Source organism: Klebsiella sp. YJ, from assembly GCF_002108615.1.
GTDB lineage: Bacteria > Pseudomonadota > Gammaproteobacteria > Enterobacterales > Enterobacteriaceae > Klebsiella > Klebsiella planticola.
The window spans coordinates 33,167-45,672 of record NZ_MTEG01000025.1; the positions used below are offsets into that span (position 1 = coordinate 33,167).

The window sequence follows — 12,506 nt, forward strand, 5'->3', positions numbered from 1 at the left end:
GGTTTTATGGATGTGAAACTGGACGTGCAGAGGGTTGATATCCATCGACGGCGTCGCAACATTTGACGTACGTCGTCAGTGGATGGTGAATCAAAATGTGCGATGTATTCCTGGATGAATCAAATTAGGTAAAGGTGAATATGGGTAAAGCTCTCGTTATCGTTGAGTCCCCGGCAAAAGCCAAAACGATCAATAAGTATCTGGGTAATGACTACGTGGTGAAATCCAGCGTGGGTCATATCCGCGATTTGCCGACCAGTGGCTCAGCTTCCAAAAAGAGCGCCGACTCTACCTCCACCAAAGGGGCTAAAAAGCCTAAAAAGGATGAACGTAGCGCTCTGGTCAATCGTATGGGTGTAGACCCATGGCATGACTGGGATGCTCAGTATGAGGTACTTCCGGGTAAAGAAAAGGTAGTTTCAGAACTCAAGCAGTTGGCGGAAAAAGCCGACCACATCTATCTCGCAACCGACCTTGACCGCGAAGGGGAAGCCATTGCATGGCACCTGCGGGAAGTGATCGGTGGAGATGAAAAACGCTATAGCCGCGTGGTGTTCAACGAAATCACCAAAAATGCGATTCGTCAGGCTTTTGAGAAGCCGGGCGAGCTGAATATCGATCGCGTTAACGCCCAGCAGGCGCGTCGCTTTATGGACCGCGTCGTGGGCTATATGGTTTCCCCGCTGCTGTGGAAAAAAATTGCCCGCGGTCTGTCCGCAGGTCGCGTCCAGTCGGTTGCTGTACGCCTGGTCGTGGAGCGTGAACGCGAAATTAAAGCGTTCGTGCCGGAAGAGTTCTGGGAAATCGACGCCAGCACCACCACGCCGGGTGGCGATGCTCTGCCGCTGCAGGTGACGCATCAGCACGACAAGCCGTTCCGTCCGGTTAACCGCGATGAAACCATGGCTGCCGTTGCGCTGCTGGAGAAAGCCAGCTACAGCGTGCTGGAGCGTGAAGACAAACCGACCAGCAGCAAGCCTGGCGCGCCGTTTATTACCTCGACCTTGCAGCAGGCAGCCAGCACCCGCCTGGGCTTCGGGGTGAAGAAAACCATGATGATGGCGCAACGCCTCTATGAGGCCGGCTACATCACCTATATGCGTACCGATTCAACGAACCTGAGCCAGGATGCGCTGAGTATGGTTCGCGGCTATATCGGCGATAACTTCGGCAAAAAATATCTGCCAGAGAACGCCAACCAGTACGCCAGCAAAGAAAACTCACAGGAAGCGCACGAAGCGATTCGTCCTTCTGACGTGAACGTGATGGCCGAAGACCTTAAAGGGATGGAAGCCGACGCGCTGAAACTGTATCAGCTGATTTGGCGCCAGTTTGTTGCCTGTCAGATGACGCCGGCGCAGTACGATTCCACCACGCTGACCGTGAAAGCCGGCGACTTTAAACTCAAAGCGCGCGGTCGTACCCTGCGTTTTGACGGCTGGACCAAAGTGATGCCGGCGCTGCGTAAAGGCGATGAAGATCGGACCTTACCGGTCGTCAACCAGGGCGAGAGCCTGAGCCTGGTCGAACTGACCCCGGCACAGCACTTTACCAAACCGCCTGCGCGTTTTAGCGAAGCCTCGCTGGTCAAAGAGCTGGAAAAACGCGGTATCGGCCGGCCGTCTACCTATGCGTCGATCATTTCGACCATTCAGGATCGCGGCTACGTGCGGGTGGAAAACCGCCGCTTCTACGCCGAGAAAATGGGTGAGATTGTCACCGATCGTCTGGAAGAGAACTTCCGCGATCTGATGAACTACGATTTTACCGCGCAAATGGAAGACCGCCTCGATCAGGTGGCGAATCACCAGGCCGAGTGGCGTCAGGTACTGGACCACTTCTTCGGTGACTTCACGACTCAGCTGGAAACGGCGGAGAAGGATCCGGAAGAGGGGGGCATGCAGCCGAACCCGATGGTGCTGACCAGCATCGACTGTCCGACCTGCGGTCGTCAGATGGGGATTCGCACGGCCAGCACCGGGGTGTTCCTGGGCTGTTCAGGCTATGCGCTGCCGCCGAAAGAACGCTGCAAGACCACCATTAACCTGGTGCCGGAAAACGAAGTGCTCAACGTGCTGGAAGGCGACGATGCCGAAACCAACGCGCTGCGTGCCAAGCGTCGTTGCCAGAAGTGCGGTACGGCGATGGACAGCTACCTTATCGATCCTAAGCGCAAGCTGCACGTATGTGGTAACAACCCAACCTGCGATGGCTATGAGATCGAAGAGGGCGAGTTCCGCATAAAGGGTTATGACGGCCCGGTGGTTGAGTGTGAAAAATGTGGCTCTGAAATGCACCTGAAAATGGGGCGTTTTGGTAAGTACATGGCCTGCACCAACGACGAATGTAAGAATACGCGCAAAATTCTGCGTAACGGCGAAGTCGCTCCGCCGAAGGAAGATCCGGTTCCGTTACCGGAGCTGCCGTGTGAGAAGTCGGACGCCTGGTTTGTTCTGCGTGATGGTGCGGCAGGTGTTTTCCTTGCGGCAAACACCTTCCCGAAATCGCGTGAAACGCGTGCGCCGCTGGTGGAAGAGCTGTATCGCTTCCGCGATCGTCTGCCGGAGAAACTGCGTTATCTGGCCGACGCGCCGCAGCAGGATCCCGACGGTAACAAAACGCTGGTGCGTTTTAGCCGTAAAACTAAGCAGCAGTACGTAGCGTCAGAGAAAGAGGGCAAAGCGACCGGTTGGTCCGCCTTCTATATCGACGGTAAATGGACTGAAGCGAAGAAGTAAGCGTAGTTCTCTCTGTGAAGGGCCGCGATGCGGCCCTTTTTCTCACTGATTTTCCTGCCTTATTCGCCATCCTCTGACGCCGGACGGCGGCCTTATAACCAGCTTATTATTTTTCGTTAGTATCTATACACTGTAGATATAAATGATATAGTGGTTATAGCTAATCTCTTTTTTATTATTAAATCGTCTTATACATCATCGTGTTCAGGATGCTTTGTGGCGCCATAACGGCGAGTCGCAGGGACGGCAAACGTGCAGCTTGCCGGCAGGCGGCCTGAACGTAAAGTGTATGAACGAATTCATTTTACGCGTTAACGGATATCAGCCATGAAACTACAGCAGCTCCGCTACATCGTTGAGGTTGTTAACCATAATCTGAATGTCTCCTCGACTGCCGAAGGCCTGTATACCTCACAGCCCGGTATCAGCAAGCAGGTACGCATGCTGGAAGATGAGCTCGGTATTCAGATTTTCGCCCGTAGCGGCAAACATTTAACTCAGGTGACGCCGGCAGGTCAGGAGATCATCCGCATCGCCCGCGAAGTCCTGTCGAAGGTCGATGCGATTAAGTCGGTCGCCGGCGAACATACCTGGCCCGACAAAGGCTCGCTGTATGTGGCCACCACCCATACTCAGGCCCGCTATGCGTTACCCGGGGTGATAAAAGGCTTTATTGAGCGCTATCCGCGCGTCTCTTTGCATATGCATCAGGGATCGCCGACGCAAATTGCGGAAGCGGTGTCAAAGGGGAATGCTGATTTCGCGATCGCCACCGAAGCGCTGCATCTCTATGATGATCTGGTCATGCTGCCGTGCTATCACTGGAACCGTTCGATTGTCGTGACGCCTGAACATCCGCTGGCCTCCCGGGGTTCGGTGACGATTGAAGAGCTGGCCCAGTACCCGCTGGTCACCTATACCTTTGGGTTTACCGGCCGCTCCGAGCTGGATACCGCCTTTAACCGCGCCGGGCTGACGCCGCGTATCGTCTTCACCGCCACCGATGCTGACGTTATCAAAACCTACGTCCGTCTTGGCCTTGGCGTCGGGGTGATTGCCAGCATGGCGGTGGATCCGGTCTCTGATCCCGACCTGGTGAAGCTTGATGCTAACGGTATTTTCAGCCACAGCACCACGAAGATAGGTTTCCGCCGCAGCACCTTCCTTCGCAGCTATATGTATGATTTTATTCAGCGTTTTGCGCCGCATTTGACGCGAGATGTGGTGGATACCGCGGTGGCTCTGCGCTCGAATGAAGATATCGAGGCGATGTTCAAAGATATTAAACTGCCAGAAAAGTAGACTTATAAATAATAATGGCATCCTTGCGGGGATGCCAAAACCTATTATGGCCGATAATCGAAGCGCTAAACCTCGTATAAATCACAATTTTCGTTAACTCCTCGTACCACAATTTCAAATATACCTATCGCGATCAAAATAATGGTCAAAGATATCCATTTCTAAGAGAATTAACTGGATTAATCGAACAGCCATAATTAAGATTTAATCGTACCTGATAATTTTAGCGATTGGTGGTGATAAAATGATTAGTGATATCGATTATATGAAGTTTGCGATGTCACAGGAAAGTGACAAAACGGAGATTGATCCTGTGTTAAGGAGTAGGGCCTGGAGTGCCGTCATTCTTGGGCTGGCGATGTTCTGGAGTATCATCGCGCTCGTCGTCTGTAACGTTTGGATCATCAGCTGAGCCTGCATTTTCTGAATATGAATATATGTCATTTTTATGACGGAGAAATCGCAACGAATTATTCACTTTAATATACTAACGGCAACAAGGAGGAGTTATTTCGCCACGGTTTTTTTTCATCAATAATCCATTCTGTTGAACTAATCGTCAATCCACCGGCGATTAGTTCTTTTTCTTTTGCTCTCTCGTATAAATTTCATCCGCTCTCTATCCGATCCATCAATCTCTTTCAACATTCTCCCCTGTTGTTATTCAGCTTTTCTGTCCCTGGTGATTTTACCGATTTTAGCAATTTGGGTTGTTATCAAAGTGTTATGCCTGGTATGTGTTATCTTTAATATTAACCCTGAGGAGGATCAGGGCATGCCATCCCTGTGATAAAGGAGGAGCTATGTCGTCAACCCTACGAGCAGCCAGTAAGGATACGCTACAGGTCAAAGATAAAACCTACCATTACTACAGCTTGCCGCTGGCCGCTAAAGAACTGGGCGATCTGACCCGTTTGCCCAAATCGCTTAAAGTTCTGCTGGAGAATCTGCTGCGCTGGCAGGACGGTGACTCGGTCACCGCCGAAGATATTCATGCGCTGGCAGGCTGGCTTGAACACGCTCATGCTGACCGGGAAATTGCCTATCGTCCGGCGCGCGTGCTGATGCAGGATTTTACCGGCGTACCCGCGGTGGTGGATCTTGCGGCAATGCGTGAGGCGGTCAAACGCCTGGGAGGCGATACGGCGAAGGTCAACCCGCTGTCGCCGGTGGACCTGGTTATCGACCACTCGGTCACCGTCGATCGCTTCGGCAATGACGATGCGTTTGAAGAAAACGTCCGTCTTGAGATGGAACGCAACCACGAGCGTTATGTTTTCCTGCGCTGGGGACAGCAGGCGTTCAGCCGCTTCAGCGTCGTGCCGCCGGGTACCGGCATTTGCCACCAGGTTAACCTCGAATACCTTGGCAAAGCGGTCTGGAGCGAAGAGCAAAACGGCGAATGGGTTGCCTGGCCCGACACGCTGGTCGGTACCGATTCGCATACTACGATGATCAACGGCCTGGGCGTGCTGGGCTGGGGCGTCGGCGGTATTGAAGCGGAAGCCGCAATGCTGGGTCAGCCGGTCTCGATGCTGATCCCGGATGTGGTGGGCTTTAAACTGAGCGGTAAGCTCCGTGAAGGCATTACCGCCACCGATCTCGTGCTCACCGTCACCCAGATGCTGCGTCAGCACGGCGTCGTGGGTAAGTTTGTTGAGTTTTACGGCGATGGCCTGGATTCGCTCCCGCTGGCCGACCGCGCGACCATCGCCAATATGTCGCCTGAGTACGGTGCCACCTGCGGCTTCTTCCCGATTGATGCGGTAACCCTTAGCTACATGCGTCTGAGCGGGCGCAGCGATGAACAGGTGGCGCTGGTGGAAGCCTATGCCAAAGCGCAGGGAATGTGGCGTCAGACGGGCGACGAGCCGGTCTTCACCAGTACCCTGGCGTTGGATATGGGAACTGTCGAAGCGAGTCTCGCCGGGCCAAAACGGCCGCAGGACCGCGTGGCGCTTGGCGACGTGCCGAAAGCCTTCGCCGCCAGCAGCGAGCTGGAGGTTAACCTGACGCAAAAACAGCGCCAGCCGGTCGACTATACGCTGAACGGACAGCAATATTCGCTGCCCGACGGCGCGGTGGCGATTGCCGCCATCACTTCCTGCACCAACACCTCCAACCCCAGCGTGCTAATGGCCGCCGGCCTGCTGGCCAAAAAAGCCGTTGAGCTGGGTCTGAAGCCGCAACCGTGGGTTAAAGCCTCTCTGGCGCCAGGATCTAAAGTGGTGTCCGATTATCTGGCCCACGCCGGGCTGACGCCGTATCTCGATGCGCTGGGTTTCAACCTGGTCGGGTACGGGTGTACCACGTGTATCGGTAACTCCGGCCCGCTGCCGGAACCGATCGAAGAGGCGATCAAAAAAGGGGATTTAACCGTCGGCGCGGTGCTGTCTGGTAACCGTAACTTCGAAGGGCGTATTCATCCGCTGGTGAAAACCAACTGGCTGGCATCACCGCCGCTGGTGGTGGCCTACGCCCTGGCCGGGAATATGAACGTCAATCTGACCCGCGATCCGCTTGGCACCGGCAAAAATGGTCAGCCGGTCTATCTGAAGGATATCTGGCCGAGCGGCCTTGAGATCGCCCAGGCGGTTGAGCAGGTCACGACCGACATGTTCCACAAAGAGTACGCGGAGGTGTTTGAAGGAACGCCAGAATGGAAAGCCATTCACGTCGATCGCTCGGATACTTACGACTGGCAGGAGGATTCGACCTATATTCGCCTGTCGCCATTCTTTGACGAGATGGGGATTCAGCCTGAGCCGGTGGAAGATATTCACGGCGCGCGTATTCTGGCGATGCTCGGCGATTCGGTCACCACGGACCACATTTCTCCTGCCGGGAGTATCAAGCAGGACAGCCCGGCCGGACGCTATTTGCAGGAACACGGCGTCGCGCGCGCTGACTTTAACTCCTACGGTTCCCGCCGCGGCAACCATGAGGTGATGATGCGCGGCACCTTTGCCAACATCCGTATTCGCAACGAAATGGTGCCGGGCGTGGAAGGGGGGATGACCCGACATCTGCCGGGCAGCGAGCCGATGGCGATTTATGACGCGGCAATGCGCTATAAAAATGAGGGGATCCCGCTGGCGGTGGTGGCCGGGAAAGAGTACGGCTCAGGATCCAGCCGCGACTGGGCGGCGAAAGGCCCGCGCTTGCTGGGCGTGCGGGTGGTGATCGCCGAATCATTCGAGCGTATTCACCGTTCCAACCTGATCGGGATGGGGATCCTGCCGCTGGAGTTCCCGCAGGGCGTCACGCGTAAAACGCTGGGGCTGAACGGCGAGGAGCGGATAGATATCAGCAATCTGCAGGCCTTGCAGCCTGGCGCGACGGTTCCGGTGACCCTGACGCGGACGGACGGTACACAAGAGGTGATCCACTGTCGTTGCCGCATCGATACCGCCACCGAACTGACCTACTATCAGAATGACGGTATTCTGCATTATGTGATTCGCAACATGCTGTAAAAAAAAGGGCCAGCAAGCGCTGGCCCTTCATTTTCTGCCGATTTATTTATTCAACAGATGCCCCATTTTGGCGGCCTTGGTGTCCAGATAGTGGGCGTTTTTCGGGTTGCGCCCGACAATCAGCGGCACGCGTTCAACGATATTAATCCCGGCTTCGCTGAGAATTTCCACTTTTTTCGGGTTGTTGGTCAGCAGACGCACCTGGTCGACGTGGAGCAGTTTGAACATATCTGCGCACAGCGTAAAGTCGCGCTCGTCTGCCGCAAAGCCCAGCTGATGGTTGGCTTCCACGGTGTCATAGCCCTGATCCTGCAACGCATAGGCGCGAATTTTATTCAGCAGGCCAATGTTGCGGCCTTCCTGACGATGGTACAGCAGGATACCGCGCCCCTCTTCGGCAATATGCGACAGCGCCGCTTCGAGCTGAAAACCGCAATCACAACGCAGACTAAAAAGGGCGTCGCCCGTTAAGCACTCAGAATGTACGCGAGCAAGGACGGGGGACTGGCCCGAAATATCGCCGAAGACCAGCGCGACATGATCCTGCCCGGTTGCCAGTTCTTCAAATCCCACCATCAGGAAATCGCCCCAGGGGGTTGGCAGTTTGGCTTCTGCCACACGTTTAAGCTGCATGTGATTCTCCAGATTCTGTCAGCACCTGAATGTGCTTTCTGTTTGGCGCTATTTTGCCACAGTGGCGCGACGTTCTCCTAATTACGCACGGCTGCCTGCGCGTAAAGCGCACAAACGCACCACTTTCCGTTATGATAGTCGGAAGAAGAGATAAGGAGATAAGATGCTGTCGATCGCCAGACGAACCGCCATCGGTGCGGCATTGCTTATGATTATGCCCGGCATGGTGTGGGTATCCGGCTGGAAGTGGCAGCCAGACCTTCCGCAGGCGTGGTTAAAACTGCTCTACTGGGTGACCGAAAGCGTGACCCAGCCGTGGGGTATCATCACCCATACGGTTTTATGCGGCTGGTTTCTGTGGTGTCTGCGTTTTCGTCTGCGCGCCGCGGTGATGCTGTTTGTGATTCTGGGGGCGGCGATTCTGCTGGGGCAGGGCATAAAATCCTGGATCAAAGAGCAGGTTCAGGAGCCGCGTCCTTTTGTGGTTTGGCTGGAAAAGACCCGTCAGGTGCCGGTCGATCAATTCTACGCGTTAAAACGCAAAGAACGCGCTAAACTGGTGCATGAGCAGCTGGCGCAAGAGCAGGATATTCCTCGATTCCTGCGCAAGCACTGGCAGAAAGAGACCGGTTTTGCTTTTCCGTCCGGGCATACGATGTTTGCAGCCAGCTGGGCATTGTTGGGTGTCGGACTGCTGTGGCCGCGGCGACGCTGGGTGACCATCGCCGCGCTGCTGACGTGGGCGACGGCCGTGATGGGCAGCCGCCTGGCGCTTGGCATGCACTGGCCGCAAGATTTGCTGGTCGCCACGCTTATTTCCGGGCTGCTGGTGACGCTGGCCACCTGGCTCACCCAGCGGCTGTGCGGTCCGCTTACGCCGCCGGGAGAAGAGGCGCAGGAGATTAAGACACGGACGATAAATCAGGGATAACGTTGATTTTCGCGCCAGACGGACGCATATCCTGACAGGGTGTCATGCTTTTCCATTTCACCGCTGCAGCGAAAATGATACTTTATAGGGCTGAACGCGGGATTTTTTCGCTCAACCCACAAAACGGGAAGTAGTGTGAAATATTTACTGATTTTCTTACTGGTATTAGCCATCTTCGTCATCTCCGTGACGTTAGGTGCACAGAATGATCAACTGGTCACGTTCAACTATTTGCTCGCGCAGGGTGAATTCCGTATTTCGACGTTGCTGGCAGTGCTCTTTGCCGCAGGGTTTGCTATTGGCTGGCTGATTTGCGGCCTTTTCTGGCTGCGGGTTCGCGTTTCTCTGGTTCGCGCTGAACGTAAAATCAAGCGTCTTGAACATCAGATTGCGCCCACCAACGCCGTGCCGGCCGACGCAGGTGTTCCTGCGGTGAAGGAATAATCATTTATGCTGGAGTTGTTGTTTCTGCTTTTGCCCGTTGCCGCTGCTTACGGATGGTATATGGGGCGCAGAAGTGCACAACAGTCCAAACAGGACGACGCTAACCGCCTGTCGCGTGACTACGTGACCGGGGTAAACTTCCTGCTGAGCAACCAGCAGGATAAAGCGGTGGATCTGTTCCTCGACATGCTGAAAGAGGATACCGGTACCGTTGAGGCCCACCTGACGCTGGGTAACCTGTTCCGCTCCCGCGGTGAGGTTGACCGGGCTATCCGTATTCACCAGAGCCTGATGGAAAGCGCCTCGCTGACCTACGATCAGCGGCTGCTGGCCGTTCAGCAGCTGGGGCGCGACTACATGGCCGCCGGCCTTTACGATCGCGCGGAAGATATGTTCAAGCAGCTGGTGGATGAGACCGATTTTCGCCTCAGCGCGCTGCAGCAGCTGCTGCAAATCTATCAGGCCACCAGCGACTGGCAGTCGGCTATTGATGTTGCCGAGCGGTTAGTGAAGCTGGGTAAAGAAAAACACCGGGGTGATATTGCCAACTTCTGGTGCGAGCTCGCGCTGCAGCAGATGGCGAACAGCGATATGGATAAAGCGATGTCGCTGCTGAAAAAAGGGGCCGCGGCTGACCGCAACAGCGCCCGCGTGTCGATTATGATGGGCCGGGTATGGATGGAGAAGGGCGATTACGCAAAAGCGGTAGAGAGCCTGGAGCGGGTCATCAATCAGGATAAAGAGCTGGTGGGCGAAACGCTCGACATGCTGCAGACCTGCTATCAGCAGCTGGGTAAACCCGATGAATGGGAGCTCTTCCTGCGCCGCTGCGTTGATGAAAACACCGGGGCAACCGCGGAGCTGATGCTGGCGCAAATTCTCGAACAGCGCGAAGGCGTGGAGGCTGCGCAGAGCTATGTTACCCGTCAGCTGGAGCGACATCCGACGATGCGGGTCTTCCATAAGCTGATGGACTACCACCTCAATGAAGCCGAAGAGGGGCGCGCGAAGGAGAGCCTTGGCGTGCTGCGCAATATGGTGGGGGAGCAGGTCCGCAGTAAACCGCGCTACCGCTGTCAAAAGTGCGGCTTCACCGCTCATACCCTGTACTGGCACTGCCCGTCCTGCCGTTCGTGGTCAACGATTAAACCGATTCGCGGTCTCGACGGACAATAGTTTTTTAAAAAACCGCACTTTAGTTACAACATACTTATCGGTTTTTAACGCTTGCTCCCTGTAACGCCAGCGCTGCCATCGCCCGGCAGGCGGCAAAAAGCAGCCTGTCAATTTCCCTTCATCGCAGGTAGAATGCTGCCCGTTTACCTTTTTTGCGCCAAAACGGCGCCCATCAACAATTAAGGTCTGGTCATGACGTCTACTGCTTCATCTTCGCCTCGCGTTGTCACATCCTCTCCCGTTGTTGTTGCGCTCGATTATGATAACCGCGACAAAGCGCTGGCCTTTGTTGACCGCATTGATCCACGCGACTGCCGCCTGAAGGTGGGCAAGGAGATGTTTACGCTGCTGGGGCCACAGTTTGTTCGCGACTTGCATCAGCGTGGTTTTGAGGTCTTCCTCGACCTGAAATTTCATGATATCCCTAACACCACTGCGCGCGCGGTAGCCGCTGCGGCAGAGCTGGGCGTCTGGATGGTCAATGTTCATGCCTCTGGCGGTGCGCGAATGATGACCGCAGCCCGCGAAGCGCTGCTCCCGTTTGGCCAGGATGCGCCGCTGTTGATTGCCGTGACCGTCCTGACCAGCATGGAAGCCAGCGATCTCCAGGATCTTGGTATCACGCTTTCTCCCGCCGATCATGCGGCAAAACTGGCGGCGTTAACGCAGCGCTGTGGACTGGACGGCGTGGTCTGTTCTGCGCAGGAAGCGGCGCGCTTCAAGCAGGAGCTGGGGCAGGCCTTTAAGCTGGTGACGCCCGGAATTCGCCCGCAGGGCAGCGATGCCGGAGACCAGCGCCGCATCATGACGCCGGAACAGGCGCAGGCAGCCGGCGTAGACTATATGGTGATTGGTCGTCCGGTGACTCAGTCTGCGGATCCGGCGGCGACCTTACGCAGTATCAATGCGTCACTGACTAAGGGGGCATAATGACCGATTCCAATAGTCGCCTGGTGTATTCGACGGAAAGCGGCCGTATTGACGAACCCAGGGCGGTGGTTGAGCGCCCTAAAGGCGATGGCGTGGTGCGCATTCAGCGTCAGACCAGCGGCCGTAAGGGGAAGGGCGTATGCCTGATCGTCGGTATCGACCTGGATGATGATGCGCTGGCAAAACTGGCCGCTGAGCTGAAAAAGAAGTGCGGCTGCGGCGGGTCGGTGAAAGATGGCGTAATTGAAATTCAGGGCGATAAGCGTGATTTGCTTAAATCACTGCTGGAAGCCAAAGGCATGAAAGTTAAGCTGGCCGGCGGTTAATAAACAACAAGGCCACGGTAAATACCGTGGCCTTGATTTTTAGCCGGTGCGTAAGTCTGTAAGTCTACCGATGCGGATTATTTTTATCGTTGATCCGGTTCAGGCCTTATTTACCAACCTGGTGACCGATAATCCCACCAACCGCTGCGCCACCCAGGGTGCCCAGGGTGCTGCCATCGGTTAATACTGCGCCGCCGAGTGCGCCTGCGCCGGCACCGATTGCGGTATTACGATCGCGTTTGGACCAGTTGGAACATGCGCTCAGAGACATTACTACGGTAACGGCCAGAACAGCTGCAGCCATTTTTTTGCTCATTGAAGTCATCATAATTTTCTCCTGAATAATCTATTCATGGATACAACTTCCTTAAAGCATAGCGTGATGCCAGATTTTAAGGGCTATTCCATGAAACTTAAGTTGCGCAGGTGTTACTTTAATCACGCGGGTGATAGTCACTTCCTGTTATATCGCTAACATTAATTCTACTTTTTTTTAATTTTACCGGCAGGTAAAAACTCTTAATTGCGGTCTCGGAAAACTCTCAGACAG

At 55.1% G+C, this 12,506-nt stretch carries 11 protein-coding genes; 9 read left to right on the forward strand and 2 right to left on the reverse strand.

Translation table 11 applies throughout. The features are described from left to right. Positions 1 to 140 precede the first annotated feature (140 nt). From topA to acnA, 4 genes are all read left to right on the forward strand, one after another. On the forward strand, positions 141 to 2,738 hold the full coding sequence (topA, locus tag BV390_RS22725) for a type I DNA topoisomerase (RefSeq protein WP_032688111.1): 2,598 nt from the start codon (positions 141 to 143) through the stop codon (positions 2,736 to 2,738). Positions 2,739 to 3,065: 327 nt separating this feature from the next. After that, positions 3,066 to 4,040: an HTH-type transcriptional regulator CysB gene (gene cysB / locus BV390_RS22730; protein ID WP_004861036.1), complete on the forward strand. Its 975-nt coding sequence runs from the start codon at positions 3,066 to 3,068 to the stop codon at positions 4,038 to 4,040. A gap of 244 nt (positions 4,041 to 4,284) precedes the next feature. Then, positions 4,285 to 4,452 carry a YmiA family putative membrane protein gene (locus BV390_RS22735; protein WP_071999999.1) on the forward strand — a complete coding sequence of 56 codons (168 nt, stop codon included), beginning with the start codon at positions 4,285 to 4,287 and terminating at the stop codon, positions 4,450 to 4,452. Between the two features lie 391 nt (positions 4,453 to 4,843). Further along, positions 4,844 to 7,516: an aconitate hydratase AcnA gene (gene acnA / locus BV390_RS22745; RefSeq protein WP_085397385.1), complete on the forward strand. Its 2,673-nt coding sequence runs from the start codon at positions 4,844 to 4,846 to the stop codon at positions 7,514 to 7,516. A gap of 42 nt (positions 7,517 to 7,558) precedes the next feature. Here the strand turns inward: acnA and ribA are convergent, their stop codons facing one another. Then, complete coding sequence (gene ribA / locus BV390_RS22750) at positions 7,559 to 8,149, reverse strand: GTP cyclohydrolase II (RefSeq protein ID WP_004861045.1); 591 nt, start codon at positions 8,147 to 8,149, stop codon at positions 7,559 to 7,561. Between the two features lie 163 nt (positions 8,150 to 8,312). Between ribA and pgpB the strand changes: the two genes are divergently transcribed. The 5 genes from pgpB (at position 8,313) to yciH (ending at position 11,956) form a co-directional block, all read left to right on the forward strand. After that, positions 8,313 to 9,080, forward strand: a complete 768-nt coding sequence (gene pgpB, locus BV390_RS22755) for a phosphatidylglycerophosphatase B (RefSeq protein WP_032688108.1) — start codon at positions 8,313 to 8,315, stop codon at positions 9,078 to 9,080. 135 nt (positions 9,081 to 9,215) lie between these two features. Further along, positions 9,216 to 9,524 carry a LapA family protein gene (locus BV390_RS22760; RefSeq protein ID WP_032688107.1) on the forward strand — a complete coding sequence of 103 codons (309 nt, stop codon included), beginning with the start codon at positions 9,216 to 9,218 and terminating at the stop codon, positions 9,522 to 9,524. A gap of 6 nt (positions 9,525 to 9,530) precedes the next feature. Continuing rightward, positions 9,531 to 10,700 (forward strand): lipopolysaccharide assembly protein LapB, encoded by a 1,170-nt coding sequence (lapB, locus tag BV390_RS22765; RefSeq protein ID WP_032688106.1) that lies wholly within the window; start codon positions 9,531 to 9,533, stop codon positions 10,698 to 10,700. Between the two features lie 192 nt (positions 10,701 to 10,892). Further along, complete coding sequence (pyrF, locus tag BV390_RS22770) at positions 10,893 to 11,630, forward strand: orotidine-5'-phosphate decarboxylase (protein WP_032695883.1); 738 nt, start codon at positions 10,893 to 10,895, stop codon at positions 11,628 to 11,630. Continuing rightward, complete coding sequence (yciH, locus tag BV390_RS22775) at positions 11,630 to 11,956, forward strand: stress response translation initiation inhibitor YciH (protein ID WP_032688103.1); 327 nt, start codon at positions 11,630 to 11,632, stop codon at positions 11,954 to 11,956. The genes pyrF and yciH overlap by 1 nt, the downstream gene beginning before the upstream one ends. A gap of 106 nt (positions 11,957 to 12,062) precedes the next feature. Here the strand turns inward: yciH and osmB are convergent, their stop codons facing one another. Further along, the gene (gene osmB, locus BV390_RS22780) at positions 12,063 to 12,281 is read right to left on the reverse strand and encodes an osmotically-inducible lipoprotein OsmB (protein WP_032688354.1); all 219 of its coding nucleotides are present in this window, start codon (positions 12,279 to 12,281) and stop codon (positions 12,063 to 12,065) included. Between the last annotated feature and the right edge of the window lie 225 nt (positions 12,282 to 12,506).

Bases quoted from the DNA above. Each gene is read 5' to 3' on its own strand.
- topA (WP_032688111.1), top strand. From the start codon at position 141: ATGGGTAAAGCTCTCGTTATCGTTGAGTCCCCGGCAAAAGCCAAAACG.
- cysB (WP_004861036.1), top strand. From the start codon at position 3,066: ATGAAACTACAGCAGCTCCGCTACATCGTTGAGGTTGTTAACCATAAT.
- BV390_RS22735 (WP_071999999.1), top strand. From the start codon at position 4,285: ATGATTAGTGATATCGATTATATGAAGTTTGCGATGTCACAGGAAAGT.
- acnA (WP_085397385.1), top strand. From the start codon at position 4,844: ATGTCGTCAACCCTACGAGCAGCCAGTAAGGATACGCTACAGGTCAAA.
- ribA (WP_004861045.1), bottom strand. From the start codon at position 8,149: ATGCAGCTTAAACGTGTGGCAGAAGCCAAACTGCCAACCCCCTGGGGC.
- pgpB (WP_032688108.1), top strand. From the start codon at position 8,313: ATGCTGTCGATCGCCAGACGAACCGCCATCGGTGCGGCATTGCTTATG.
- lapB (WP_032688106.1), top strand. From the start codon at position 9,531: ATGCTGGAGTTGTTGTTTCTGCTTTTGCCCGTTGCCGCTGCTTACGGA.
- pyrF (WP_032695883.1), top strand. From the start codon at position 10,893: ATGACGTCTACTGCTTCATCTTCGCCTCGCGTTGTCACATCCTCTCCC.
- yciH (WP_032688103.1), top strand. From the start codon at position 11,630: ATGACCGATTCCAATAGTCGCCTGGTGTATTCGACGGAAAGCGGCCGT.
- osmB (WP_032688354.1), bottom strand. From the start codon at position 12,281: ATGACTTCAATGAGCAAAAAAATGGCTGCAGCTGTTCTGGCCGTTACC.